The sequence below is a fragment of the Cellulomonas sp. C5510 genome (assembly GCF_019797765.1).
Taxonomy (GTDB): domain Bacteria; phylum Actinomycetota; class Actinomycetes; order Actinomycetales; family Cellulomonadaceae; genus Cellulomonas.
This window is the reverse complement of record NZ_CP081862.1, coordinates 2,592,696-2,619,673: the sequence shown is the minus strand read 5'-3', so window position 1 is coordinate 2,619,673 and position 26,978 is coordinate 2,592,696. Positions and strand designations below refer to the sequence as shown.

Genomic DNA, 26,978 nt, shown 5'->3' with positions numbered 1-26,978 from the left:
TCACGGGTGAGGCCGGGCTCCCGATGAGGGGTGTGAGAGCCCGAGAGGGGCCCGCGCCGCGGGTCGCAGGGGGAGGGCTGAGCCTCTGGAGCCCCACCGTGACTGCCGAGACCCGGGCCGCTGCCCCGATGACCCCGTCCGACCCGTCCCCGCGCCGGCGCGCGCTCACCGGCCGCCGGCTGCCGCTCGCCACGCAGATCATCGGCGTCGCCGCCGTCGCCGTCGTGTTCTCGCTGGCGGTCGGCGGCTTCGCCGTGACGCAGATGTCGCAGGTGCGCACGATGACCAGCGCGATGTCGACGGCGGACGCGACCGTCAACGGCGCGCTGTCGCGGTTCCAGGCCGCCCTGTGGAACGTCCGCATGCTCACCGGCATGGTGGCGGCGTACCCGGCGGGGTCGAAGGACGGCGAGATCCAGAAGATCGAGGACGGGTACGGCGCGGTCGAGGCGGCGGCGGGTGACCTGGAGCAGGCCTACCGGGCGTCCTTCGGCACCGTGCCGTCCGGCTGGGACGAGTACACCGCCGCCTGGAGCGACTACCGGCAGATGCTCGAGCAGGAGCTCATGCCGCTGGCGGAGGCGGACGACCACGCCGGCTTCGCGGAGCTCCGGGACGGCGGCGCGGGTGCGGCGGGCACCGCGCTCGTCGAGAGCGTCGCGGCCGTGCAGGACGAGATCGCGGCGACGATCGCGAGCGAGGCCGACGACGTGGCGGCCCGGACCGCTCAGGCCATCGTCGTGACGTGGATCGGGCTGGGTGTCGGCGCCGTGGCGGCGATCGCGGTGGCGGTGCTGATCGCCCGGCGGATCCGCGTGGCCGCGGCCGCGGTGCGCACCTCGCTGGTGGCGATGGCGGAGGGCGACCTGACGGTGGCCGCCGTCGTGCGCTCGCAGGACGAGATCGGCGACATGGCGCGCGCGCTGGGTGAGGCGCAGGACGCGCTGCGGGCGACGGTCGGCGGCGTGCGCGACTCCGCGCAGGCGGTGGCCGCGGCGGCGGAGGAGCTCTCGGCGGCGTCCAGCCAGGTCTCCGCGGGCGCCGACGAGACGTCGGCGCAGGCGGGTGTGGTGGCGGCGGCCGCCGAGCAGGTGTCGCGCAACGTGCAGACGGTGGCGGCGGGTGCGGAGCAGATGGGCGCCAGCATCCGGGAGATCGCGCAGAACGCGTCGCAGGCGGCGAAGGTCGCCGGGCAGGCGACGTCGGCGGCGGCCACGACGAACGAGCAGGTCGCGCGCCTGGGGTCCTCGTCGCAGGAGATCGGGAACGTGGTGAAGGTGATCACGTCGATCGCGGAGCAGACGAACCTGCTGGCGTTGAACGCGACGATCGAGGCGGCTCGCGCGGGGGAGGCGGGCAAGGGGTTCGCGGTCGTCGCGGGTGAGGTCAAGGAGCTGGCGCAGGAGACGGCGAAGGCGACCGAGGACATCGCCCGGCGGGTGGAGGCGATCCAGGGCGACACCTCGGGTGCGGTGGCGGCGATCGGGGAGATCTCGCAGATCATCGCGAGCATCAACGACTACCAGCTGACGATCGCGTCGGCGGTGGAGGAGCAGACGGCGACCACGAACGAGATGTCCCGCTCGGTGGCCGAGGCCGCGACGGGTTCGGGGGAGATCGCCACGAACATCACCGGCGTCGCCTCCGCCGCGGCCTCGCAGTCCGACGTGCTCGGGCAGGTCGGGGTCTCGGTGGTGGAGCTCGCACAGCTCTCCGCCGACCTCGAGTCGCGGGTGTCCCGCTTCCGGTACTGAGCGCCGGGCACGAGCCGCCGTCGGCCCGCTGGGGACGACGGCGGCTCGCCCGCCGCGGGGACCTAGGATCGTCCCCGTGGCGGGACGCATCCGGCGGGAGGACGTGCAGAGCGTCCGCGAGCGCGCCCGGATCGAGGACGTCGTCGGGGAGCACGTCGCGCTGAAGTCCGCCGGCGTCGGCTCGATGAAGGGCCTGTGCCCGTTCCACGACGAGAAGTCCCCGTCGTTCCACGTCCGCCCGCAGGTGGGGCTCTACCACTGCTTCGGGTGCGGCGAGGGCGGAGACGTCATCGACTTCATCCAGAAGATCGACGGCCTGCCGTTCACCGAGGCCGTCGAGTACCTGGCCGGCCGCGTCGGGGTGCAGCTCCGGTACGAGGAGGGCGGCGGACCGCGCCCGGGCCACGAGCCCGGCAAACGGCAGCGGCTGCTGGAGGCGCACCGCGTCGCGGCGGAGTACTACGCCGAGCAGCTCCTCACGCCCGGCGCGGCGACCGCCCGGGCGTTCCTGGCCGAGCGCGGGTTCGACCGCGCGGCGGCGGAGCAGTTCGGCGTCGGCTACGCCCCGCAGGGCTGGGACTCCCTGCTGCGGCACCTGCGCGGCAAGGGGTTCACCGAGGCCGAGCTCACCGCGACGGGCCTCATGAGCCAGGGCAACCGCGGGCTCTACGACCGGTTCCGCGGGCGGCTGGTGTGGCCGATCCGGGAGGTCACGGGCGACGTCGTCGGATTCGGCGCGCGCCGGCTGTTCGACGAGGACCAGGGCCCGAAGTACCTCAACACCCCGGAGACGGCGCTCTACAAGAAGTCGCAGGTGCTCTACGGCATCGACCTGGCCAAGCGCGAGATCGCGAAGAACAAGCAGGTCGTCGTCGTCGAGGGCTACACCGACGTCATGGCTATGCACCTGTCCGGCGTCGGGACCGCGGTCGCGACCTGCGGAACCGCGTTCGGGTCCGACCACGCGCGCGTCGTGCGGCGGCTCATGGGCGCGGGCGGGGCGGGCAGCGGCATCCAGCTCGCGTCGGGGGAGTCCGTCGGCGGCGAGGTCGTCTTCACGTTCGACGGCGACTCCGCGGGGCAGAAGGCCGCGATGCGCGCGTTCGGCGAGGACCAGGCGTTCAGCGCGCAGACGTTCGTGGCCGTCGCCGAGGGCGGCATGGACCCGTGCGAGCTCCGGCAGGCGCAGGGCCCCGACGCGGTGCGTGCGCTCGTGCGGTCCCGGCAGCCGCTGTTCCAGTTCGTCATCCGCACGACGCTCGAGGGGTTCGACCTGCACACCGCCGAGGGCCGGGTGGCCGCGCTGCGCGCCGCGGCGCCGATCCCGGGCGGCATCCGCGACACCGCGCTGCGGCCCGAGTACACCCGGATGCTCGCGGGCTGGCTCGGCATGGACGTGGAGACGGTGCAGCGGGCCGTGCAGCAGGCGTCCCGCGGCGGGCGGGGCGCGGGTCGCGAGGCGCCGCGGTCCGGCGGCTGGGGCGAGCGCGCGGGGGATCGCGTGCCCGCGGGCCGGGTCGCCGGCGGGCGGGCGTCGGGCGGCGGGGGCGGACCGGCCGGTCCCGGCGGCTCCCGTGCGGCGGGCGACCGCTGGCAGCGGCGCGACGGCGGTGGCCCCGGGCGCGGTGACGGTCGGCCCGGCGGCGGACGCTGGGACGGGCGCGACGGGCGCCGCGACGGCCGGTCGCAGGACCGGCGCTGGGACGAGCCCCCGCCCGAGCCGTACGACCCCGGGCACGAGCCGCCGCACGACGCCGACGCGGCCGGGTCGTCCGGGCCCGGCGGTGAGGGCACGGCGCTGCCCGCGCCCCGCATGACGATGCCCGACCCCCGGGACCCGGTCGCCTCGACGGAGCGTCGCGCCCTCGAGGCCGTCCTCCAGATGCCCGACCTCGTGCCGCCGGAGTTCGACGACCTGCCGGCCGAGGCCTTCACGGCCCCCGCGTACCGGGCCGTGCACGCCGCGGTACGGGCGGCCGGCGGCGCTGCCGGGGCACGCGAGCGGGTCGGTGCCGGAGGGCCCGGCGCGACCGTCGGCTGGGTCGAGGCCGTCCGCGAGGAGGCAGCGGCGCCGGTCCGGTCGCTCGTCACCCAGCTCGCCGTCGCGCCCCTGCCCGAGGACCGGCCCGACCGCCTGCCGACGTACGCGCGCGGGCTCGTCATGGCGTTGGTCGAGCTGGAGCTGACCCGCCGCATCGCCGACCTGCGGGGTCGGCTGCAGCGCATGGACGCCGTGCAGGACCCGGACGGCTACCGTGCGCTCGCCGCGCAGCTCTTCGACCACGAGAACCGCCGCCGCTCCCTGCGCGAGAGCGCCTGACCGCCCCGCCACGACCGGCCACCGGGGCACGCGGGTGAGCGGTACGGTGCCCGGATGGAGCTGTGGGGTGCCGCGCGGTTCGGTGATCCGTGCCGGGAGTGCGGCCACCGCTGGGACCTCTCCGCGGAGGACGCGGTGCAGGCCGTGTCCGAGGTGCCGGGCCGGTTCGCCGGGGTGCTGGTGGCCGCCCCCGAGCCCCTGCGGCTCCCGGACCTCGGCTGGTCGACCGCCGCGTACGTGCGGCACGTCGCCGACAACCTGGGTGCGTGGGCGTACCGGCTCGACGCGGCGCGCTGCGATGGGCGCACCACCGCCGCGGGCTACGACCCCGACGCGCTGGGTGAGCTGCTCGACTACGAGCACGCGACCGTCGGGGCGTCGCTGGGCGCCCTCCGGCGGGTGGTGCCGTGGTGGGTGGAGTCCGTCACCGCGGCCCTGGCTGCGCAGGTCGTCCTCGACCACGTCACGCGGGGTCCGCAGCGCGCCGAGGACGTCGCGCGCAACAACGCCCACGACGCGCTGCACCACCTGCACGACGTCCGCCGCATCGTCGAGCAGACCGCAGGCCCCGCGGCCTGACGCCCGGGGCTGGGCCACTACGCTGACCGCCATGACGACTGCGGAGGCCGCCCCCGGCCAGGACCTGCCGGACGAGCGCGAGATCCTCGGCTGGGACCAGTTCGGGGAGGCCGCCCGCGACCTCGCCCGCGCGGTCGTCGCGTCGGGCTTCGAGCCGGACGTCGTCGTCGCGGTCGCGCGGGGCGGTCTGCTGCCGGCCGGTGCGCTGTCGTACGCGCTCGGCCTCAAGGCGTGCGGCACCCTCAACGTCGAGTTCTACACCGGCATCGACGCCCGGCTGCCGGAGCCGGTGGTGCTGCCGCCGCTGCTCGACAACGCGGCGCTGGTCGGGCGCCGGGCGCTCGTCGTCGACGACGTCGCCGACACGGGGGAGACCCTGGCTCTCGTGCAGCGGCTGGTCGCCGAGCACTGCGAGGAGGCCCGCACCGCCGTGCTCTACGCGAAGCCGCACTCGATCGTCGCACCGGACTACGTCTGGCGCCGCACCGACCGCTGGATCACGTTCCCCTGGTCGGCGCTGCCGCCGGTGTCCTGAGCCACGGGGCGTTTCGCGGGCCGCGGCTGTCAGCCGCTGGGCGGCGGCTTGGCGCCCGCCGCGCGCGCGGAAGCCGTGAGGCTCTGCACCGGCCAAGTCCGGTGGCGCGGTTCCCTGATTCGCAGCGTCGCTGACACGCGGCCTGACGATGGTCGCCGTTCGTCGTCTCACGTGTCCTCATGTCGCGACGGCGCGAGACGACCGTTTCCTGCTGACTTACTCCGTGCGTTCCCGGGCATCTTCGAGGCTCGGAGAGAATGGCATGTTCATGCGATCTGCGCTTGACGCGCACCATTGATCGTGGTGCTTGCCCGGCCAGGTTGGGCCAAACGGGTGAAACCAAGGAACTCGCAAATGTCCCCCTAGGTGGCGGCTGTATGTTCCAGCCAACCAGGGCACGTCGCGCCCCTTCGTCCCAGGGGGAAGATTGCGTTCGCTTCGCTTTGCCGTGCCTGCACATCGATCGATGTCGGTTCTCGTCGCCGGTCTCCTCGTTGCCCAGGTAACCGGGACGAGTCCCGCATCCACCCCGTCCGAGGCGCCGGGCGACTCGGTCGAGGTCGCGTGCGAGTCGGCCGTCGTCGACGAGACGACCGCCAGCACCACCGCGCAGCAGTGCGACCAGCGGGTCGAGGTCGTCGATGCCCGAACGCCCTGGGACACGCTCTACGCCGATCCGGACGGCACGATGACGTGGCAGACGTCCGCCACGGCCGTGCGCGCCGAGCTCGACGGGGAGTGGGTCGACGTCGCCCCCTCCGTCGTCCCCGGCGACGACGGTCTCGTCGTGGCGGCCCCGGTCACCTCGATGACGTTCTCCGACGGGTCGGCGGACCTGCCGCTCGCGCGCCTGGCTCGCGACGGGCACGAGCTGACGTTCGACGTCCCGCTCGACCTCCCAGCCCCGACGGTGGACGGGGCACGGATCACGTACGCCGACGTACTGCCGGGCGTCGACCTCCTGCTGACCGTGTCCGAGGACGCCACCGGGTTCTCGGAGGTCCTCCGTGTCGAGTCGCCGGAGGCTGCCGCGAACCCGCAGCTGGACGAACTGCGTTTCCCGGTCGAGGTGAGCGACGGGCTCGATGTCGTCGCCTCCGCGGGCGGCTTCGTCGCCCAGGACCCGGACGGCCTGCCGGTGTTCTCCAGCCCGACGCCGCGGATGTGGGACTCCGCCTCCTCCGAGCCGCAGCCGGGTCTCGCGTCGCTGGGACGCGCGGCGTTCCGCGCCGACGTGCCGGTCGACCCCTCGGGTCTCGATACCGTGGACGTGGACCCGGTTGACGGGCCAGGCGCCGGGGACGTCGTCGCCCAGATGCCCGTCGCGGTCGACGACGGGGCAGTCACGATCGTCCCCGACGACGCGATGCTCACGGCCGAGGAGACCGTCTGGCCCGTCTACATCGACCCGTCCGTGAGTGGTTCGCGGAACCTGTGGACGGCGATCCGCGACGTGTACGGGCAGTCGTGGTCCTTCGACCCCGACGAGGGCGTGGGACTGTGCGACCGGGGGGTGACCACCACGTGCTCCACGACGTTCAAGAGCCGGCTGCTGTGGACGTTCACCGGCCTGGGCGCGATCGGATCCCTGTCGTCGAGCCAGATCACGTCGGCGACGTTCTCAGCCGTCGGCACACACTCCTTCGACTGCACGCCGCGGGAGATCTCGCTGCACCGGGTCGCGGACTTCAACTCCGCCACGCCCTGGCCGGGCGGTCGAACCACCATGTCGCGTAGCCCGAACACGGAGGCGACGATCGACGTGAACATCTCAGGAGTCGACATCACGAAACTGAAGCTCAACCCATGAGTCCGGATGAAGCGGCGATCGCCGTTGCGGTGGGGGAAAGCATAAGTCGAGAACTCGACGAAGACTACGTCGGGCTCTGGGTGATCCCATGGGATATTCGCCGCAGGTTGAGTCTGGCGGACGACGATCTTGTTCGGGAGATTGCCCGAGCGGTTCTCCAGGGGCTATCGCATTCTGCTGTGCGCATTGGTGACATGGGAGACGGCTCCGGCGTCTTTTCGCCGTGGCCGGTGCGGTCGGGAATTGAGCGCGCGCTCCGCGACTGGAGGGAGTTTGGCCGTGATCCCAACATAGGCGAGATCGCGTGGCTCGCCCGTGAGCGGTAGCGGGCTCGGATGTCGTCCGTCTTCGTCCGTCAGTAGCTCTGGAGTACCCCGACGGCTACGTTCGCGTCTACAACTCCTACGGCCAGCCGGTGGACGTCTTCGGCAAGCCCGGACCGCCCGCTGCGACGCACATCTCCGGGACTTACGGCGGCCCATGGCCAGGATGGCCCCAGTGAGCGGTATCCGGCGCCGAGGGGACGATGACGGCTGGGACTTCGATATCGCTGGTCGTGCCACGCACATAGCGATTGACTGCGCGGTGGTGATCGCGACATCCGACGGCTATTCGTTCCGAATCGAACAACCGTTTCGTCTGATCGACGCCGACCGCCACGAGCACGTGCTGGTGCCAGAGGGTGACCCGCTGAACTTGCGGCCGGTGCTGGCGCTGGAGCGGACGAACCTTGCATCGGCGAGAGCCTTCGACGATGGCCGGCTGGAACTCGACTTCGTGGACGGATCGATGCTCCGAGTGCCAGGCGACGAGGACCATGAGCCTGGGGAGGCGTCTGGGCCCTTCGGATTGAAGGTGGTCGACCTGGCAAGTCACCGACGAAGGCCGACGGCTGTCGACGGTCATTCCGATGGGGGGTTCGTGATGCGCGCTCGGCTTGAGGTTTCTCACCTCGACGATGTCAGGGAGCTTGGGGTCATGGTCGAGTCGTCTGAGCAGCCTGGAGTGGCTTCGTCGACGGCGTGGGCGGGCGACGGCGACGCCGTGACTCTCACCTGGGACGAGATCGCCGGGGCGGCGAGTGTCCGATGGCTCGACGGCGACCAGGAGGGCCTCGTGCTCGAGCGAGAGGCTGCATCGAAGATCTCCGTTCGGGCGGAGGGTGGGTGCGTGCAGTTCCGTGTGTGGTCCCGTTCGCAGGACCTGGGCGGTGAACTCGTCGTGCGCGTCGGCGCAGGCGTGTCGGTGCGCGACGCTCTGCTGCGGCTCTAGCTGTACTACCCGCCTGGGGCGAGCAAGCCGCACGCGGTGACGTCGTGTTCCAACCTCTCGCGTGGAGCAGCCTGAGCACGGTGATCGGACTGTTCCGGCGGACTCGATCGGGCGTGTCGTTGCCGAAGTCGATGCTCACCCGGGCCGCGGATCGTTGGTGGTGCGTGCCCGCGCGTGCGCTCACGCCGTCCGCTCCGGGCCAGAGCACGGACGATGCCGTCGAGGAGCCGCCCGTCTGCCCCGCCGACAGGCGGCACCGGCGCCCGGCACGCTCCGCGCGTTCAGGTCCGCCACCGTCGCTACACTCGTGCCCACAGGCACCGATCCGGCCATCACCGGGGAGCCTCCGGAAGAACAGGCCGCGTCGCACCACCGGGCGCGTCCCCAGTAGAACCGGACGGGGCAGGCCCGTCACAGCCGCAGCGCAGAGTGGTCGCGCACCGCACCCCGCGAGGGGCACGGTGGACGGCAAGCGGGGTGGTACCGCGGTGCCCCCGGGTCGGTGTCCGGCCCGGGTGACGTCGTCCCCGTGGTCCTGCCGAACCGCACCGCCCCCGCCGCCCGCCGGCGGGAGCACCGACCACAGGAGCGCCATCCGCCATGGCCTACCCCCTGCACCGCTCGCCCGCCGGCAAGCACGTCGCCCCGTCGTCGCCCGGGGCCGCGTTCGGCCTGCCCGCGTCCCCCGACCTGCCCGCGCTGGAGAAGGACGTCCTCGCGTACTGGGAGGCGGACGGCACGTTCCAGGCGTCGATCGACGCGCGTGACGCCGGCGCGGACGGCGCGAACGAGTTCGTGTTCTACGACGGCCCGCCGTTCGCGAACGGCCTGCCGCACTACGGGCACCTGCTGACGGGCTACGCGAAGGACATCGTGGGCCGGTACCAGACGCAGCGGGGCCGCCGCGTGGAGCGCCGGTTCGGCTGGGACACGCACGGCCTGCCGGCGGAGCTCGAGGCGGAGCGGATCCTCGGCATCACGGACAAGTCCCAGATCGAGACGATGGGCATCAAGGCGTTCAACGACGCGTGCCGCACGTCGGTGCTGCGCTACACCGACGAGTGGCGGGTGTACGTGACCCGGCAGGCGCGGTGGGTGGACTTCGACCACGACTACAAGACGCTGGACCCGACGTTCATGGAGTCGGTGATCTGGGCGTTCAAGCAGCTGTACGACAAGGGCTGGGCGTACGAGGGCTACCGCGTGCTGCCGTACTGCTGGAACGACCAGACGCCGCTGTCGAACCACGAGCTGCGGATGGACGACGACGTCTACCGGGACGTCCAGGACCAGACGGTGACGGTGACGTTCCCGCTGACGGGGGCGCGCGCCGAGGAGCTCGGGCTCGCGGGCGTCGCGGCGCTGGCGTGGACGACGACCCCGTGGACGCTGCCCACCAACTCGGCGCTCGCGGTCGGGCCGGACGTGGAGTACGTCGTGGTGCCGCACGCGCGCCTCGCGGGGGACCGCGAAGGGCTGCAGGACGCGCTGCGCGGCGAGGACTTCCTGCTGGCGCGGGCCCTGCTGCCGGGGTACGCGAAGGACCTCGGCTACGCCTCGGCGGACGACGCGTGGGAGGCGGCGGTGGCGCGCGCGGAGGCCCGCGGGACGAGCCCGACCCTGCGCGGCGCCGAGCTGGCGGGCGTGCGGTACGAGCCGCTGTTCGGCTACCTCGCGGACCAGCCGGGCATGGCGGAGCACGGCTTCCAGGTGCTGCTCGCGGACTACGTCACCACCGAGGACGGCACCGGCGTGGTGCACCAGGCCCCGGCGTACGGCGAGGTCGACCAGGAGACCTGCGAGGCCGCGGGCATCCCGACGGTGCTGAGCGTCGACGAGGGCGGGAAGTTCACGTCCCTGGTCCCGGACTTCCAGGGCCTGCAGGTGTTCGAGGCGAACAAGCCGATCACGCAGCGGCTGCGCGCGGACGGCCGGCTGCTGCGCCAGGCGTCGTACGTGCACTCCTACCCGCACTGCTGGCGCTGCCGGCACCCGCTGATCTACAAGGCGGTGTCGTCGTGGTTCGTCAAGGTGACGGCGTTCCGCGACCGGATGGTCGAGCTGAACCAGGACATCTCCTGGGTGCCCGAGCACATCAAGGACGGCCAGTTCGGCAACTGGCTGGCCGGCGCGCGTGACTGGTCGGTTTCCCGCAACCGCTACTGGGGCACGCCGATCCCGGTGTGGGTGAGCGACGACCCCCAGTACCCGCGGATCGACGTGTACGGCTCGTTCGCGGAGCTGGAGGCCGACTTCGGCCGGCTGCCGCTGAACGACGCCGGGGAGCCGGACCTGCACCGGCCGTTCATCGACGAGCTGACCCGCCCGAACCCCGACGACCCGAGCGGGCGCTCGACGATGCGCCGGATCCCGGACGTCCTGGACGTGTGGTTCGACTCCGGGTCGATGCCGTACGCGCAGGTGCACTACCCGTTCGAGAACGCGGACTGGTTCGACCACCACTACCCGGGCGACTTCATCACGGAGTACATCGGGCAGACCCGCGGCTGGTTCTACCTGCTGCACGTGCTGGCCACCGCGCTGTTCGACCGGCCGGCGTTCCGCACGTCGGTGTCGCACGGCATCGTCCTGGGCTCCGACGGCCGCAAGATGAGCAAGTCGCTGCGCAACTACCCGGACGTGAACGAGGTGTTCGACCGCGACGGGTCGGACGCGATGCGGTGGTTCCTCATGGCGTCGCCGATCCTGCGCGGCGGCAACCTGGTCGTCACGGAGGAGGGCATCCGCTCGGAGGTCCGCCAGGTGCTGCTGCCGCTGTGGAGCACGTGGTACTTCTTCGCGCTGTACGCCAACGCGGCCGGCGACGGCCTCACCGCGCGGCGCGTCACGGCGCAGGACCACGCCGAGGGCCGGCTGTCGACGATGGACCGGTACCTGCTGGCCCGCACGCGGCGGCTGGTCGAGGACGTGACGGCGCAGCTCGACGCGTACGACGTGCCGGGGGCCTGCGAGACGGTGCGGGTGCACCTGGACCTGCTGACCAACTGGTACGTCCGCACGCAGCGCGACCGGTTCTGGGCGGAGGACGCCGCGGCGTTCGACACGCTGTGGACGGCGCTGGAGACCCTGACCCGGGTGATGGCGCCGCTCGCGCCGCTGCTGTCGGAGGAGGTGTGGCGCGGCCTGACCGGCGAGCGCTCCGTGCACCTGACGGACTGGCCGGTGCTCGGGGACGGCGGGGCGGACGACGTCGCGCTGGCGGCGGACGACGACCTCGTCGTGGCCGTCGACGGGGTGCGGGAGGCCGTCTCGGCGGCGCTCGCGCTGCGGAAGGCGAACGCGCTGCGTGTCCGTCAGCCGCTGCGGGAGCTGCGCGTCGCGACGCCGGACCCGCAGGCCCTCGCGCCGTTCCGGGACCTGCTGGCCGCGGAGCTCAACGTCAAGGACGTCGTGCTGTCGACGGTCGAGGAGGCCGCCGCGGGCGGGGTGGCGGTGCGCCGCAACCTCGCGGTGAACGCCCGTGCCGCCGGTCCGCGCCTGGGCCGCGGCGTCCAGGCGGTCATCCGGGCCGCGAAGGCCGGCGACTGGTCGACCGACGCGGAGGGCCGCGTGGTGGTCCGCACCGACGAGGGCGACGTGCCGGTGCTGGACTCCGAGTACGAGCTCACGACGTCGATCGACGTGACGACCGCCGAGGGGGAGGCGCCCACGCTGGCCGCGGGCGTGCTGCCGTCCGGCGGTTTCGTGGTGCTGGACCTCGCGCTGGACGACGCGCTGCTCGCCGAGGGCTACGCCCGCGACGTGGTGCGTGCCGTGCAGGACGCCCGCAAGGCCGCCGACCTGGCGGTGACCGACCGGATCCGGCTGACGCTGGGCGTGCCCGCGGAGCACCGCGCGGCCGTCGAGGCGCACCGGGAGTTCATCGCGTCCGAGACGCTCGCGACGGCGGTGGTGCTCGAGCAAGCGGAGGGCGCCGAGCTCGCGGTCGGCGTCGAGCGGGTGGACGCCTGATGGCCGCCGGGAAGGGCCGGGGCGGCGCCGACCACCTGCGCGACGAGGCCGCGGCGGCCGCCCGCCGGGCCGCGGACGAGGTGTACGCGGGGATCCTCGAGCGGGCGCCCGAGCACGACTTCGACCCGACGCTCGACCGGGTGCGGGCGGTGTGCGAGCTGCTGGGCGACCCGCAGCGCGCGTACCGGGTCGTGCACCTCACGGGCACCAACGGCAAGACGTCGACGGCCCGCATGGTCGAGCGGCTGGTGCGCGAGCACGGGCTGCGGACGGGACGGTTCACGAGCCCGCACCTGAGCCGGGTCACCGAGCGCATCGCGATCGACGGCGAGCCGATCTCCGACGAGCGGTTCGTCGAGGTGTGGCAGGACGTCGCGCCGTACGTGCACATGGTGGACGTACGGGAGCAGGCGGAGGGGCGGCCGCGGCTGTCGTTCTTCGAGGTGTTCACGGTCATGGCGTTCGCGGCGTTCGCGGACGCGCCGGTGGACGTGGCGGTGGTCGAGGTCGGGATGGGCGGGCGCTGGGACGCGACGAACGTCGCGGACGGCGAGGTCGCGGTCATCACCCCGGTGGCGCACGACCACGAGCGCTGGCTCGGGCACACCCTCGTGGAGATCGCGGGGGAGAAGGCCGGGATCGTCAAGGACGGCGCCACGCTGGTGCTGGCGCGCCAGGAGGAGGACGCGGAGGGCGTCATCCTCCACGCAGCCGCCGAGCGCGGGGCGCGCGTGGTGCGCGAGGGCATCGACATCGACGTGGTCGAGCGCCAGGTCGCGGTCGGCGGACAGCTGCTCACGCTGCGTGGCACGGGCGGTGTGTACACGGACATCTTCCTGCCGCTGCACGGGGAGCACCAGGCGCACAACGCGCTGGCGGCGCTCGCCGCCACGGAGGCCCTCATGGCCGGGGGCGGCGCGCTCGACGGCTCGGTGGTGGAGGTGGCGTTCGCGGACGCGGACTCCCCGGGGCGCCTGGAGCTGGTGCGGTCGAGCCCGACTGTGATCGTCGACGGCGCCCACAACCCGGCGGGCGCCGAGGCGCTGGTCGCGGCGCTGGAGGAGGCCTTCGCGTTCCAGAGCGTCGTGGGCGTGGTCGGCGTCATGGCGGACAAGGACCCGGAGAACATCCTCGCGGTGCTGGAGCCGGCGCTCGACCACGTGGTGGTGACCCGGGCCTCGACGCCCCGGGCCCTCGAGGTCGACGACCTCGCCGAGATCGCCCGGGACGTCTTCGGCGAGGACCGCGTGCACGTGCGGGAGCGGCTGGACGACGCGGTGACGCTGGCCGCGGACCTGGCGGAGCGGGACGTCGAGCGCGGCGCCGCCGTGCTGGTGACCGGGTCGATCCTGCTGGTCGCGGAGGCGCGGACGCTGTTCGGCCGGGCCTGAGACGGCCGGTGCCCGGGGTGCACGAACGTGCACCCCGGGCGCACGCCTGCCCCTTGACGCCCGCCACCAGCGCGGCGAGTGTGAGTGCTGTCGCGACGACGGCGCCGCGACCGGCCGCGCGGAAGGGAACCACCGACGTGAAGAAGCTCATCAACGACCCGCAGAACGTCGTCGCCGAGTCCGTCGAGGGATTCGGGCTGGCGCACGCGGACGTCGTGCAGGTGCACACGGACCCGCTGTTCGTCTCCCGGGCCGGAGGCGCGGTCAGCGGCAAGGTCGGCCTCGTCTCGGGCGGTGGCAGCGGGCACGAGCCGCTGCACGCGGGGTTCGTCGGCGCCGGCATGCTCGACGCGGCGGTGCCGGGTGCGATGTTCACCTCGCCCACACCCGACCAGATCGCCCCCGCGTTCGCCGCGGCGGACGGCGGTGCCGGCGTGCTCGCGATCGTCAAGAACTACACGGGCGACGTGCTGAACTTCGAGACGGCGGCCGAGCTCGCCGACGCGGACGACATCACGGTCCGCACCGTCGTGGTCAACGACGACGTCGCCGTCGAGGACTCGCTGTACACCGCGGGCCGCCGCGGTGTCGCGGGCACCGTCGCCGTCGAGAAGATCGCCGGCGCGGCCGCTGCGCGCGGCGACGACCTGGACGCGGTCGTCGCGGTGGCCGAGAAGGTCGTCGCCAACGTCCGGTCGATGGGCGTCGCGCTCACCGCGTGCACCGTTCCCCACGCCGGCAAGCCGTCCTTCGACCTGCCCGAGGACGAGATCGAGATCGGCATCGGCATCCACGGCGAGCCGGGCCGGCGCCGCATCCCGCTCGCCGGCGCGGACGAGATCACCGAGATGCTGCTGACGCCCGTCGCCGACGACCTGGGCCTCGCGTCCGGCGAGCGTGTCCTGCTGTTCGTCAACGGCATGGGTGGCACGCCGCTCTCCGAGCTCTACGTCGTCTATCGTCAGGCACGCAGGCTGCTCGAGGGCCGCGGGGTCGAGGTGACCCGGTCGCTCGTGGGCAACTATGTGACATCACTGGAGATGCAGGGCGCCTCGGTCACTGTGCTCCGGTTGGACGACGAGCTCACCGCGCTGTGGGACGCGCCGGTGCGCACGGCCGCGCTGCACTGGTAGCCGCGAGACGGCTGCCGGGGGCGTCGGGCCCGCCGTCCTCCGGGACGCGTGGCCGCCGGCACGACGGCGGAGGTGGGAGCGGAGCATGACGGATTCCCTGGGTGCGACGTGGGCGGAGGCCTGGGTGCGCCGGACGGCGCAGGTGGTCGCCGAGAACCGGGAGGAGCTCATCGAGCTCGACCGGCAGATCGGCGACGGCGACCACGGCGAGAACCTCAGCCGGGGCTTCACCGCCGTGCTGGCCAAGCTCGACGCGCTGGAGGCGCCGCCGGGCGACGTGGGTGCGGTGCTCAAGCTCGTCGCGACCACGCTGATGTCGACGGTGGGCGGGGCGGCCGGCCCGCTCTACGGGACCGCGTACCTGCGGGCGGCGAAGGTCACGGGCGTCCCGGGGCTGGACGCCCACGCCGTCGTGGCGATGCTGGAGGCCGGGCTCGAGGGCATCGTGGTCCGCGGGAAGGCCACCACCGGGGAGAAGACGATGGTCGACGCCTGGACCCCCGCGGTCGAGGCCGCCGTGCAGGCCGCGGACGCGGGGGCGTCGCCGGCGGCGGTCCTCGCGGCGGCGGCCGAGGCCGCGCGGGCGGGGGCGCTCGCGACCATCCCGCTCGTCGCCACGAAGGGCCGGGCGTCGTACCTCGGCGAGCGCTCCGCCGGGCACCAGGACCCGGGCGCGACGTCGAGCGCGCTGATCCTCGAGGCCGCTGCGGCCACGGCGGCGGCGGCATGAGCGCCCCCGTCGCCCTGGTGCTGGTCTCGCACTCCGAGCGGCTCGCCGCGGGGCTGCGGGAGCTGGCGGGGCAGATGGCGCCGGACGTGCTGATCGTGGCCGCCGGCGGTGACGGCGACGGCGGGCTCGGCACCAGCTTCGACCTGGTGCAGGACGCGCTGACCGAGGCGACGGCCGACGGCCGGTCCGCCGTGGTGCTGACCGACCTCGGCTCGGCGGTGCTCACGACGGAGTCCGTGCTCGAGTTCCTCGACGAGGACGTCGCCGCGCGGGTGCACCTCGCGGACGCCCCGCTGGTCGAGGCCGCCGTCGCGGCTGCGGTCACCGCCGCGGGCGGTGCGCCCGTCGGCGAGGTGCTCGGTGCGGCCGTGGCGGCAGGGGCGGGCTTCCCGCACGCGGTCGGGGCCGGGGAGGCGCCGCCGGTCGGCACCGGCGGACCCGACGCGGCCGGGGAGCCGGCGCCCGCGCCGCCTGCCGGGTCCGGCGCGCCGGGGGAGGAGAACCCGATCACCGCCCAGGTGGTCGTGCGCAACCCGATGGGCCTGCACGCCCGCCCGGCTGCGGTGCTGGCGCGCATGATGGCCGGCTTCGACGCCGCGGTGCGGGTGGACGGCGTGAACGCCGCGAGCGTGCTCGAGCTCATGCAGCTGGGGGCGACGCAGGGCCGCACGCTGGAGGTGTCCGCGACCGGACCGCAGGCGCGGGTGGCGGTCGACGCCTTCGTCGGTGCCGTCGAGGAGGGCTTCGGCGAGGTGTGAGCCGGTTCACCGGTCCGCTGCCTGACGCAACTCTGCATGCCGTGCAAGAATGCATGCCATGCAAGAATCCGCCGCCGAGCCCGAGGGGCTGCGCGCCCGCAAGAAGCGCGCCCGTCTCGAGGCGCTCGTCGACGCCACGCACCGGCTGGCGGCGGAGCACGGCCTCGACCAGGTGACGGTCGAGGCGGTCTGCGCGGAGGTCGGCGTCTCGGTCCGCACGTTCTTCAACTACTTCGAGTCGAAGGACGACGCGGTGCTGGGCCTCGCCCACTGGCGGATCGACCCGGCCGCCGCCGGGACGTTCGCCGACGGCGGGCCGAGCGGCGACCTGCTGCCCGACCTGCAGGCCCTCGTGGCCCACGTGCTCGACCACCCGCCGCTCGGCAAGGAGCGCATGGAGCGGGCGTTCGAGGTCGCGCGCGGCCACCCCGACCTGCTCGTGCGGGCCTACGCGCACGTCCGCGGCCTGCACGACGAGATCGAGCAGCTCGTCCGCCGCCGCCTCGGCGACGGGGCGGACGAGGCGGTCGTCCTGCTGGTCGGCGCGCTGCTCATGGTGATCTCGCACGCAACCTTCGTCCGGTGGGACGCCGCCGGACGCCGGGGCGACGTGCACGACCAGCTGCCGTCCGTCGTCGCGGACCTCGCCGCGATCGCCGCGACCGCCCACCCGGCGGCCGCACCTCCCGGCTGACCTCCCCGCGCGCCACCCACCTGCACCCGCCAGCACCGGCGCGCCCCCGTGCGCCGGTGCTGCGCCCCACCGCACACCTCCGCCGCCGACGGCGCCGCACCGGCCGCAGCCGGTCCCCGGCGCGCGCCGGCCCTCCGCACGAGAAACGGAACCCGGCCCATGGCGACCACCGCCCACGCACCGGACGAGCCGCTGGTCGAGCTGACCCAGCGCACCGTCTGGCTCATCTTCGGCGCGCTGCTGGCCAGCATGCTGCTGTCTTCGCTCGACCAGTCCATCGTCGGCACGGCGATGCCCACCATCGTCGGCGAGCTGGACGGCGTCGAGCACCAGGGGTGGGTCGTGACGATCTACATCCTGGCGATCGCGATCGTCATGCCGCTGTACGGCAAGTTCGGTGACCTGTGGGGCCGGCGCTGGCCGTTCCTCGTCGCGATCGGCCTGTTCACGGTGGCGTCCGCGGGCGCCGGCTTCGCGCAGTCGTTCGGCGAGCTCGTCGCGTGGCGCGGCGTCCAGGGGCTCGGCGGCGGCGGACTGATCATCCTGTCGCAGGCGATCATCGCGGACATCGTGCCCGCGAAGGAGCGCGGCAGGTACATGGGCCCGATGGGGGCGATGTTCGGCGTCGCCGCGGTCGCAGGCCCGCTGCTCGGCGGGCTGTTCACGGACCACGCCGACTGGCGCTGGTGCTTCTGGATCAACATCCCGGTCGGCATCGCGGCGTTCGTCACGGCGTGGTTCACGCTCAAGCTGCCCTCGCACCGCTCCGGTCGGCGCCTGGACGTCGCCGGCATCGTGCTGCTGACGCTCGCCACGTCCGGGATCGTCCTGCTCACGTCCTGGACCTCGCTGACCGGCGAGGGCGGCTACGACTGGTCCGACGCGCGCCTGGTGGCCCTGCTGGTCGGCACCCTCGTCGCGATCGCGCTGTTCATCGGGGTCGAGCTGCGGGCGCAGGAGCCGATCCTGCCGCTGCGGCTGTTCCGCAACCCGACGTTCGCGCTGGCCACCGGCATCGGCCTGGTCATCGGCATGGGCATGTTCGCGTCCCTGGCCTTCCTGCCGACGTTCCTGCAGATGTCGACCGGCTCCGGCGTCACGGAGTCCGGCCTGCTCATGCTCCCGATGACCGTCGGTGTCATGCTCACCGCCATCGGCTCCGGCGTGGCGATCACCCGCACCGGGCGCTACCGGGCGTTCCCGATCGCGGGCATGGCGGTGACCACGGTCGGACTGGCGTGGCTCACCACCATCACCGGCGACATGTCGATGGTGCTGTTCGGGGTGATGATCTTCGTCCTGGGCGCCGGGCTCGGCCTCGTGATGCAGACGATCGTGCTCGCGGTGCAGAACTCGGTCGACCCGCACGAGATCGGCACCGCGACCAGCGCCAACAACTTCTTCCGGGAGATCGGCGCGGCGGTCGGCACGGCACTGTTCAGCACGATCTTCACCACCCGGCTCTCGACGCGCCTCGAGGGCGTGTTCGCGGGCGTGCCGGCGGGCGGTGCCGACGCGTCCGGCGGTGCCGAGTCGCTGACCCCCGCGCTCGTCGCGCAGCTGCCCGACGCCCTGCGCGACGGCGTGGTCGCGGCGTACACCGAGGCGCTCGCGCCCGCGTTCTGGTACCTCGTCCCGCTGCTCGCCCTCGGCTTCGTGCTGACGCTGTTCCTGCGCGAGGTGACGCTGTCGGACGTGGCCGGGATGGTGGCGCGCGGCGAGGCCACGGCGGCGCCGGCGCGGCGCTCGACGCCACCCGCGCCCGAGGCGGAGCGCGCGTCCGCCGCCGCGGCCGGCCCGTCGGGCCCCGCGGGAGCCGGTGGCCCCACTGGGTCGTCCGGCGACCCCCGGTAGCCTGCCGACGTGACCTCCCCGCACGCCGCGCGGCCCGCGCGCCCGAAGCGTCCCGCCAAGCCCCAGTTCGCCTCGACCATCCTGGTCCTGGAGGGCGTGCTGGTGCTGTTCGCGGCGCTCACGGCGCACGGCCTCGCGGCGGCAGGCGTCCTCGGCACCCCGCCGGGGGTGCTCTGGCCGGTCGCCGGGCTGGTGTTCGTCGTCCTCGTCGTGCTGTCGCGCCTCGTGACGGTCCCGGGCGGGTACCTCGCCGGCTCGGTGGCGCAGGTGCTGGTGCTCGCGTGCGGGTTCGTCGTGCCGCTGATGTTCGCCCTCGGCGTGCTGTTCGCCGTGCTGTGGGCGGTGTCGCTGCGGCTCGGCGCCCGGATCGACCGGGAGCGCGCGGCGTACGACGCGGCCCACCCCGAGGAGTCCGGCGCCGCCGGTTAGGGTGACGCCCATGAGCGACATCCAGCGCACCCTCGTCCTGGTCAAGCCCGACGGCGTGAGCCGGGGGCTGGCGGGCGAGGTGCTCCGCCGCATCGAGGCCAAGGGCTACACCCTCGTGGCCGTCGAGCTCCGCACCGCCGACGACGACCTGCTGCACGCCCACTACGCCGAGCACGAGGGCAAGCCGTTCTTCGGCCCGCTCGTGGAGTTCATGAAGTCCGGTCCCGTCCTGGCGGTCGTCGTCGAGGGCCACCGCGTCATCGAGGGTTTCCGCTCGCTGGCGGGCGCCACGGACCCGACGGTCGCAGCCCCGGGCACCATCCGCGGCGACCTCGGCCGCGAGTGGGGCCTGAAGGTCACGCAGAACCTCGTGCACGGCTCGGACTCCCCGGAGTCGGCCGCCCGCGAGATCGGGCTCTGGTTCCCCGCGCTGGCCCGCTGAGCCCGCGCACCGGCCCGGGGCCTCCGGGTCCCGGGCCGGTGCCGCCACTAGGCTGCCGCCCGTGCACCTGAAGACGCTCACCCTGCGGGGGTTCAAGTCGTTCGCCTCGGCGACGACGCTGCACCTCGAGCCCGGGGTGACCTGCGTCGTGGGCCCCAACGGGTCCGGCAAGTCGAACGTCGTCGACGCGCTCGCGTGGGTGATGGGCGAGCAGGGCGCCAAGTCGCTGCGCGGCGGCAAGATGGAGGACGTCATCTTCGCGGGCACCTCCGGCCGCCCGCCCCTGGGGCGTGCCGAGGTGTCGCTGACCATCGACAACACGGACGGCGCCCTGCCGATCGAGTACACCGAGGTGACGATCTCGCGGACGCTGTTCCGCAACGGCGGCTCGGAGTACGCGATCAACGGGCGGCCGTGCCGGCTGCTCGACATCCAGGACCTGCTGTCCGACTCGGGCCTGGGCCGGGAGATGCACGTCATCGTCGGGCAGGGTCAGCTCGACGCGGTGCTGCGCGCGACGCCGGAGGAGCGGCGCGGCTTCATCGAGGAGGCCGCGGGCGTCCTCAAGCACCGCAAGCGCAAGGAGAAGGCGCTCCGCAAGCTCGACGCGATGCAGGCGAACCTCACGCGCCTCACCGACCTGACCGGGGAGCTGCGGCGCCAGCTCGGGCCGCTGGGCCGGCAGGCGGAGGTCGCGCGCAAGGCGCAGACCGTCCAGGCGGACCTGCGCGACGCCCGGGCGCGGCTGCTCGCCGACGACCTGGCGCAGCTCACCGCGACCCTCGAGCAGGAGATCGCCGACGACACGGCGCTGCGGGCCCGGCGCACCGAGGCGGAGGCCGCGCTCGACGCCGCTCGCGCCCGGCTCGCGGCCCTCGAGCGCGAGGCCGCCGAGGCGGCTCCCGCCCTGGGCGAGGCGTCGGACCTCTGGTACCGGTTGTCCGCGCTGCAGGAGCGGCTGCGCGGCACGGGGTCCCTCGCGGCGGACCGGGCGCGGCTGCTCGGCAGCGCGACGCCGGAGCCGGCCCGCGGGCAGGACCCCGAGGACCTCGAGCGCCAGGCCGAGCGGGTGCGCGCCGCCGAGGCGGAGCTGACCGCGGAGGTCGACACCGCGCGCGCCGCGCTGGAGGCCGCCCAGGCCGCCCGGCAGCAGGCGGAGGAGGAGGCCGTCGCCGCGGAGAAGGCCCTGGCCACCGTGCTGCGGGGGGCCGCCGACCGGCGCGAGGGGCTCGCCCGGCTCGCCGGCCAGGTGGGCGCCCGGCGCAGCCGCCTGGAGGCCACCGAGGCGGAGATCGGACGGTTGCGTGCGACGCTCACGGAGGCGGAGCGGCGCGGGCACGAGGCGACCGTCGAGTTCGCCGCCCTGGAGACGCAGGTCGCCGGCGTCGAGGAGGGCGAGGAGGGCCTGGACGCCGCCCACGAGGCCGCGGCGGACGCCGTCGAGACGACCGCCGCGCGGGTCGCCGAGCTGGAGCAGGCGCTGGACGAGGCCGAGCGCGAGCGAGCGGCGCTGGAGTCGCGCATCGAGACGCTCGAGCTGTCCCTGACCCGCAAGGACGGCGCCGGCGCGCTGCTCGCCTCCGACGGACTGGCGGGCGTCGTCGGGTCGCTCGCCGCGCTCATCGCGGTCGCCGCAGGCGACGAGGACGCGATCGTGGCGGCCCTGGGTGCGTCGGCGGACGCGGTCGCCGTCGAGTCCGTGGAGGCCGCCGTCGACGCGATCCGGTACCTGCGGGGGCAGGACGCCGGGCGTGCGGGGCTGGTCGTCGCGGCGGGTGACGCCGGGACGACCGCGGCGGCCGGGGTGGGAGCCTCGCCTGCCGGGGCCGCGTGGGCGCTCGACCTGGTCCAGGCGCCGCCCGCCGTGCTGCCCGCGGTGCGCCGGCTCCTCAGCGACGTGGTGGTGGTGGACGACCTGGTCGCCGCGCGCGGGGTGCTGCGGGAGCGGCCGGACCTCGTCGTCGCGACACGGGGTGGCGACGTGCTGGCGGCGCACCGGGCGTCGGGCGGCTCGGCGACAGCGCCGAGCGCGTTGCACCTGCAGGCCGCGCTGGACGAGGCCCGGCAGGGCGTCCAGGACGCCACCTCGCGCGCCGAGCAGGCCCGGTTCGCCCTGGTCGGGGCGCGCGAGGCCCAGGAGTCCGCCCGCGCGGCCTACCAGGACACGCTGGAACGGCTGAACGAGTCCGACGCGGCGCTCGCGGCGGTCGCCGAGCAACTCGGGCACCTGGGTGCGACCGCACGGGCGGCCCGCGCCGAGGCCGAGCGGGTCCAGGCGTCCCTCGCCGCGGCCGAGCAGGCGCTCGCCGCGGAGGCCGCGGAGCTGGCCGAGCTCACCGAGCGGCTCGCGGCCGCCGAGGCCGAGCCCGTCGACACCGACGCCGCGATCGAGGAGCGCACGGTGGAGCGCGACGCCCGGGCCGAGGCCGCGTCGGCCGCGCGGGGCCGGGAGACGGAGGCCCGGCTGACCCTGCGGACGTCGGAGGAGCGCGCCCGTGCGCTCGCGGGCCGCGCGGAGTCGCTGGACCGCGCCGCCCGCACGGAGCGCGCCGCCCGCGAGCGGGCCGCCGAGCGCGAGCGGACGCGCGCCCGGCACGCCGCGGTCGCGACGGCGGTCGCGCAGGGCGCCGCCCAGGCGCTGCGCGTCGTCGAGCACGCCCTCGCCCGGGCCGCTGACGAGCGCGCCGCCGCGGAGTCCGCACGCGCCGAGCGGGACACGGCCCTGGCCGCCGTGCGGACGCAGGTGGACGAGCGACAGCGCGAGGTCGCCCAGCTCACGGACGCCGCGCACCGCGACGAGGTCGCGCGCGCCGAGCAGCGGCTGCGCGTCGAGCAGCTGCAGGCGCGCTCCGTCGAGGACCTCGGCATCGACCCGGCCGTGCTCGTCGAGGAGTTCGGGCCCCACCGGGCGGTGCCCGTGCTCACGCCCCCGGGCGCCGAGGCGAACGGGGACGCACCGGCCGAGGTGCCGTACGTCCGGGCGGAGCAGGAGAAGCGGCTGCGGGCCGCCGAGCGCGCGCTCGCCCAGCTCGGCCGGGTCAACCCGCTGGCGCTGGAGGAGTTCGCGGCGCTCGAGGAGCGGCACAAGTTCCTCGTGGAGCAGCTCGCCGACCTCAAGAAGTCGCGCGCCGACCTGCTGGAGATCGTCCAGGAGATCGACGAGCGCGTGGAGCAGGTGTTCGCCGAGGCGTACCGGGACACCGCGGCGCAGTTCGACCGGGTGTTCCCGCGGCTGTTCCCCGGGGGCGAGGGTCGGCTGGTGCTCACCGACCCCTCCGACATGCTCACCACCGGCATCGAGGTGGAGGCGCGGCCGGCGGGCAAGAAGGTCAAGCGGCTGTCGCTGCTGTCCGGCGGCGAGCGGTCGCTGACGGCGGTCGCGCTGCTGGTGTCGATCTTCAAGGCCCGGCCCAGCCCGTTCTACGTCATGGACGAGGTGGAGGCCGCGCTCGACGACGCGAACCTCGGCCGGCTGCTGGAGGTCTTCCGCGAGCTGCGGGAGGACTCCCAGCTCATCGTCGTCACGCACCAGAAGCGCACCATGGAGATCGCCGACGCGCTGTACGGCGTGACGATGCGCGGCGACGGGGTGACCACGGTGATCAGCCAGCGGCTGCGGGACGAGGCCGCCGCGCCGGTGTGAGCCGCGGGGCGACGTGAAGATCTCGTGCCGGTTCGCCCCGGGTCCGGCACGGGACGGGGCAGTTCCCAGGAACCCGTCCGACAATTGATCCCATGGGCGCGTACGCATGGGGGATCGGGCTGGCTCTGCTGGCGGCGGTGGGCGTGATCGTGGCGGCGAACGCCGCCGAGGGCGGGCGCACGGGGCTGCGCACGTTCTGGCAGGACCTGCGGGGCGGGCTGCGCCGGGACGCGGAGGACCAGCCCGCCGAGGCGGCCGACGCCGAGCCGGTGGACGTGCCGTTCGCGCAGCTCTTCGCGGAGGCGTCCCAGCCGGACGACGGGTACCTGCAGCTGGACGAGCTCGCGGACATGCTCGAGCGGACGGGGGAGCGGGCCGGACGCCTGCTGCCCGGCCGTGCCGGAGCCCGGGGCCACGACCGCGACGCCGCCCGCCCGGTGCCGTCCGTTCCGGCCGACCGTCCTGCGGCGCCCCGGCAGCACGACCGGCACCCGCGGATCCCGCGCCCGGTGCACGTGCCGACCGCCGCACGGCGTTCCGGCCACGCGCCGGCCGGCGTCGCCGCGGACGAGCGGCCGCCCACCGTGCCGCCGCGCCCGCGCGACGGCACGGACGGCTGACACCCGCGACGGCTGACAGACTGTCCCGGTGGACTCGAACGACCTCCTGACCCTGCTCCTCGTCGGCGTGCCGGCGCTCGCCGTCCTGGGCGGCGGTGCCGCGGTGCTGACCCGTGGCCGCCGGCCCGGGGGGACGCGGGACGCCGCCGGCCCGACGACCGTCGAGGACCGCCCCGCCGCCCCCGCCGGCACGGCGGCGCCCGAGGCAGAGGCGCCCGCCCCCGCGGCTCCGGCCCCCGAGGACGCGGCGGCGCCGCCCGCGATCGAGGTGCCCGCTCCCGCCGCCGGTCGGCTCGCCCGGCTGCGCGACCGCCTCGCCCGCTCCGGGTCGCCGTTGGGCGCGCGCATGCTCCAGGTGCTGTCCCGCGACCACCTCGGCGAGGACGACTGGGACGAGCTCGAGGAGACCCTGCTGCTGGCGGATGTCGGCGCGGGCCCCTCCGCGGACCTCGTCGACGCGCTGCGCACCCAGGCGCGCGTGCAGGGGCTCAAGGACCCGGCCCAGGTGCGCGCGCTGCTGCGGGAGCAGCTGCTCGCCCTCGTGGACCCGGGCCTCGACCGGTCGCTGGCGACCTCCCCGCGGACCGGCGAGGACGGCACGGCGCTGCCCGCGGTGGTGCTCGTGGTCGGCGTCAACGGCACCGGCAAGACGACGACCGTCGGCAAGCTCGCGCGCGTGCTCGTCGCCGAGGGCCGATCGGTGCTGCTGGGTGCGGCCGACACGTTCCGTGCCGCCGCCGCCGACCAGCTGGAGACGTGGGGCTCCCGCGTCGGCGTCCGGACCGTCCGTGCCGACCGCGACGGCGCCGACCCCGCGTCCGTCGCGTTCGAGGCGGTCCGGGACGGCGTGCGCGACGGGGCCGACGTGGTGCTGGTCGACACCGCCGGGCGCCTGCAGAACAAGGCGGGGCTCATGGACGAGCTCGGCAAGATCACCCGCGTCGTGACGCGCACCGCGCCGCTGTCCGAGGTGCTCCTGGTGCTCGACGCGACGACCGGCCAGAACGGCATGAACCAGGCCCGCGTCTTCGCGGAGGTCGCCGGGGTGACGGGCATCGTGCTCACCAAGCTCGACGGCACGGCCAAGGGCGGCATCGTGATCGCGGTCCAGCGCGAGCTCGGGGTGCCCGTCAAGCTCGTCGGGCTGGGCGAGGGGCCGGACGACCTGGCGCCGTTCGACGCGGAGGAGTTCGTGGACGGCATCCTCGGCTGAGGCCGCCGGGGCCCGCCGGACGCCCGCCGACTGAGACGAACCCCCCGGCGTAACACAATGTTGACGCCACCCGGGGCCTCGTCACATCCCTGTAACGCGGGTGGCGTCGCCTCGAAACTCCTGTTCAGGACGCTGGACCCCGATCCGGCCGCTCGGCTGGCGAGGGGAGAGGCGTTCCACATGGATCTGGACACCGGAGCGACAGCCTGGATGCTGATGTCAGCGTCCCTGGTGCTGCTCATGACGCCGGGACTGGCGTTCTTCTACGGGGGCATGGTGCGCGGCAAGTCCGTGCTCAACATGATGATGATGTCGTTCATCAGCATCGCCGTGGTCGTCGTCGTGTACGTCTTCTGGGGCTGGTCGATGTCCTACGGATCGGACGTCGGCGGCCTGTTCGGCAACCCGTTCGACCAGTTCGGCCTGGCGGGCACGATCTGGGACGACAGCGGCGAGTTCCTGCTCGACGCCTACGGCGTGCCCGTGGTCGTCGGCGTCGCGTTCCAGGTGACGTTCGCGATCATCACGGTCGCGCTCATCAGCGGCGCGATCGCCGACCGCGTGAAGTTCGGCACCTGGGTCGCGTTCACCGCGCTCTGGGCGACCGTGAGCTACTTCCCGCTCGCCCACATGGTGTGGGGCGGCGGCCAGCTCTCCGGCGCGGAGAACGGCGTCGCGGCTCTGCTCTTCGGCACCACGGACGGCGCGGCCACGGTCGCCCCGATCGACTTCGCCGGTGGCACCGTCGTGCACATCAACGCCGGTATCGCGGGCCTCGTGCTCGCGCTGATCATCGGCAAGCGCAAGGGCTTCGGCAAGGAGCCGATGCGCCCGCACAACCTGCCGTTCGTCATGCTCGGCGCGGCGCTGCTGTGGTTCGGCTGGTTCGGCTTCAACGCCGGCTCCGCGTTCACCGCCGACGGCAACGCCGGTCTCGCCTGGGTCAACACGACCGCCGCCACCGCGGCCGCCGTCATCGGCTGGCTGGTCACGGAGAAGTTCCGCGACGGGCACGCCACCTCCCTGGGAGCCGCGTCCGGTGTCGTCGCCGGCCTGGTCGCGATCACCCCGGCCGCCGGCACGCTGCGCCCGGTGACCTCGATCATCCTCGGCGTGGTCGCGGGTGTGCTGTGCGCCCTCGCGGTCGGCCTGAAGTACCGCTTCGGCTACGACGACTCGCTCGACGTCGTCGGCGTCCACCTGGTCGGCGGCCTCGTCGGCACCATCGGCATCGGCTTCCTGGCCGCCGACACGGGCCTGTTCTTCGGCGGCGGCGTCAAGCAGCTCGTCGTGCAGACGGTCATCGCGCTGCTCGCCCTGGTGTTCTCGGGTCTGGTGACCCTGGTCATCGGGCTCATCCTGAAGGCCACCATGGGCTGGCGGGTCAGCGAGGAGGCCGAGGTGGGCGGCATCGACCTGGCCGTGCACGGTGAGACCGCATACGAGACGCTGGGCGGAGCCCGCGTCGTGACGGAGGTGAAGGCATGACCAAGCTCGTGTCGGCGGTCATCCAGCCGCATCGGCTCGACGACGTGAAGTCGGCCCTGGAGGCGGCGGGTGTCCGCGGCCTGACGGTCAGCGAGGCGTCCGGCTACGGCCGCCAGCGCGGCCACACGGAGGTCTACCGGGGTGCGGAGTACACCGTCGACCTGGTGCCGAAGGTCAAGATCGACGTGCTGGTCGCCGACGAGGACGCCCCGGGCGTCACCGAGGTGATCGTCAAGGCCGCGCAGACCGGCAAGATCGGCGACGGCAAGGTCTGGGTGGTCCCCGTCGAGGACGTCGCCCGCGTCCGCACCGGCGAGCACGGGGTCGACGCCCTGTGACGA

At 74.2% G+C, this 26,978-nt stretch carries 21 protein-coding genes; all 21 read left to right on the top strand.

Annotated features, from left to right (window positions below; genetic code table 11):
- Positions 1-98: 98 nt before the first annotated feature.
- Positions 99-1,754 carry a methyl-accepting chemotaxis protein gene (locus tag K5O09_RS12115; protein WP_370635440.1) on the top strand — a complete coding sequence of 552 codons (1,656 nt, stop codon included), beginning with the start codon at positions 99-101 and terminating at the stop codon, positions 1,752-1,754.
- Between the two features lie 76 nt (positions 1,755-1,830).
- Positions 1,831-4,074: a DNA primase gene (dnaG, locus tag K5O09_RS12110; RefSeq protein WP_222169783.1), complete on the top strand. Its 2,244-nt coding sequence runs from the start codon at positions 1,831-1,833 to the stop codon at positions 4,072-4,074.
- Positions 4,075-4,128: 54 nt separating this feature from the next.
- Complete coding sequence (locus tag K5O09_RS12105) at positions 4,129-4,653, top strand: DinB family protein (RefSeq protein WP_222169782.1); 525 nt, start codon at positions 4,129-4,131, stop codon at positions 4,651-4,653.
- Positions 4,654-4,684: 31 nt separating this feature from the next.
- Entirely contained in the window at positions 4,685-5,188 is a 504-nt protein-coding gene (locus tag K5O09_RS12100; protein WP_222169781.1) for a phosphoribosyltransferase, read from the top strand.
- A gap of 466 nt (positions 5,189-5,654) precedes the next feature.
- Complete coding sequence (locus tag K5O09_RS12095; protein WP_222169780.1) at positions 5,655-6,998, top strand: hypothetical protein; 1,344 nt, start codon at positions 5,655-5,657, stop codon at positions 6,996-6,998.
- Positions 6,995-7,324, top strand: a complete 330-nt coding sequence (locus K5O09_RS12090; RefSeq protein ID WP_222169779.1) for a hypothetical protein — start codon at positions 6,995-6,997, stop codon at positions 7,322-7,324. Before K5O09_RS12095 ends, K5O09_RS12090 begins: the two co-directional genes overlap by 4 nt.
- Before the next feature lie 172 nt (positions 7,325-7,496).
- A complete protein-coding gene (locus K5O09_RS12085) occupies positions 7,497-8,270 on the top strand; it encodes a DUF6188 family protein (protein ID WP_222169778.1) in 774 nt (257 codons plus the stop codon).
- 600 nt (positions 8,271-8,870) lie between these two features.
- Positions 8,871-12,242, top strand: coding sequence for an isoleucine--tRNA ligase (gene ileS / locus K5O09_RS12080; protein WP_222169777.1), 3,372 nt, complete (start codon positions 8,871-8,873; stop codon positions 12,240-12,242).
- On the top strand, positions 12,242-13,633 hold the full coding sequence (locus tag K5O09_RS12075) for a folylpolyglutamate synthase/dihydrofolate synthase family protein (RefSeq protein WP_222169776.1): 1,392 nt from the start codon (positions 12,242-12,244) through the stop codon (positions 13,631-13,633). The genes ileS and K5O09_RS12075 overlap by 1 nt, the downstream gene beginning before the upstream one ends.
- Positions 13,634-13,770: 137 nt before the next feature.
- A complete protein-coding gene (gene dhaK, locus K5O09_RS12070) occupies positions 13,771-14,766 on the top strand; it encodes a dihydroxyacetone kinase subunit DhaK (protein WP_222169775.1) in 996 nt (331 codons plus the stop codon).
- An 85-nt stretch (positions 14,767-14,851) separates the two neighbouring features.
- On the top strand, positions 14,852-15,496 hold the full coding sequence (gene dhaL / locus K5O09_RS12065) for a dihydroxyacetone kinase subunit DhaL (RefSeq protein WP_222169774.1): 645 nt from the start codon (positions 14,852-14,854) through the stop codon (positions 15,494-15,496).
- Positions 15,493-16,254, top strand: coding sequence for a dihydroxyacetone kinase phosphoryl donor subunit DhaM (dhaM, locus tag K5O09_RS12060; RefSeq protein ID WP_222169773.1), 762 nt, complete (start codon positions 15,493-15,495; stop codon positions 16,252-16,254). Before dhaL ends, dhaM begins: the two co-directional genes overlap by 4 nt.
- Before the next feature lie 58 nt (positions 16,255-16,312).
- Complete coding sequence (locus K5O09_RS12055; RefSeq protein ID WP_222169772.1) at positions 16,313-16,948, top strand: TetR/AcrR family transcriptional regulator; 636 nt, start codon at positions 16,313-16,315, stop codon at positions 16,946-16,948.
- A gap of 159 nt (positions 16,949-17,107) precedes the next feature.
- Positions 17,108-18,802: an MDR family MFS transporter gene (locus K5O09_RS12050; RefSeq protein WP_222169771.1), complete on the top strand. Its 1,695-nt coding sequence runs from the start codon at positions 17,108-17,110 to the stop codon at positions 18,800-18,802.
- Between the two features lie 9 nt (positions 18,803-18,811).
- Positions 18,812-19,231, top strand: coding sequence for a DUF4233 domain-containing protein (locus K5O09_RS12045; protein ID WP_222169770.1), 420 nt, complete (start codon positions 18,812-18,814; stop codon positions 19,229-19,231).
- A 10-nt stretch (positions 19,232-19,241) separates the two neighbouring features.
- Positions 19,242-19,673 (top strand): nucleoside-diphosphate kinase, encoded by a 432-nt coding sequence (ndk, locus tag K5O09_RS12040; RefSeq protein WP_222169769.1) that lies wholly within the window; start codon positions 19,242-19,244, stop codon positions 19,671-19,673.
- Positions 19,674-19,734: 61 nt separating this feature from the next.
- The gene (smc, locus tag K5O09_RS12035) at positions 19,735-23,316 is read left to right on the top strand and encodes a chromosome segregation protein SMC (protein WP_222169768.1); all 3,582 of its coding nucleotides are present in this window, start codon (positions 19,735-19,737) and stop codon (positions 23,314-23,316) included.
- 92 nt (positions 23,317-23,408) lie between these two features.
- Positions 23,409-23,936 carry a hypothetical protein gene (locus K5O09_RS12030; RefSeq protein ID WP_222169767.1) on the top strand — a complete coding sequence of 176 codons (528 nt, stop codon included), beginning with the start codon at positions 23,409-23,411 and terminating at the stop codon, positions 23,934-23,936.
- A gap of 28 nt (positions 23,937-23,964) precedes the next feature.
- Positions 23,965-25,149: a signal recognition particle-docking protein FtsY gene (gene ftsY, locus K5O09_RS12025; RefSeq protein WP_222169766.1), complete on the top strand. Its 1,185-nt coding sequence runs from the start codon at positions 23,965-23,967 to the stop codon at positions 25,147-25,149.
- A 180-nt stretch (positions 25,150-25,329) separates the two neighbouring features.
- Positions 25,330-26,637 (top strand): ammonium transporter, encoded by a 1,308-nt coding sequence (locus tag K5O09_RS12020; protein WP_222169765.1) that lies wholly within the window; start codon positions 25,330-25,332, stop codon positions 26,635-26,637.
- On the top strand, positions 26,634-26,975 hold the full coding sequence (locus K5O09_RS12015; RefSeq protein ID WP_222169764.1) for a P-II family nitrogen regulator: 342 nt from the start codon (positions 26,634-26,636) through the stop codon (positions 26,973-26,975). The genes K5O09_RS12020 and K5O09_RS12015 overlap by 4 nt, the downstream gene beginning before the upstream one ends.
- The last annotated feature ends 3 nt before the right edge of the window (positions 26,976-26,978 follow it).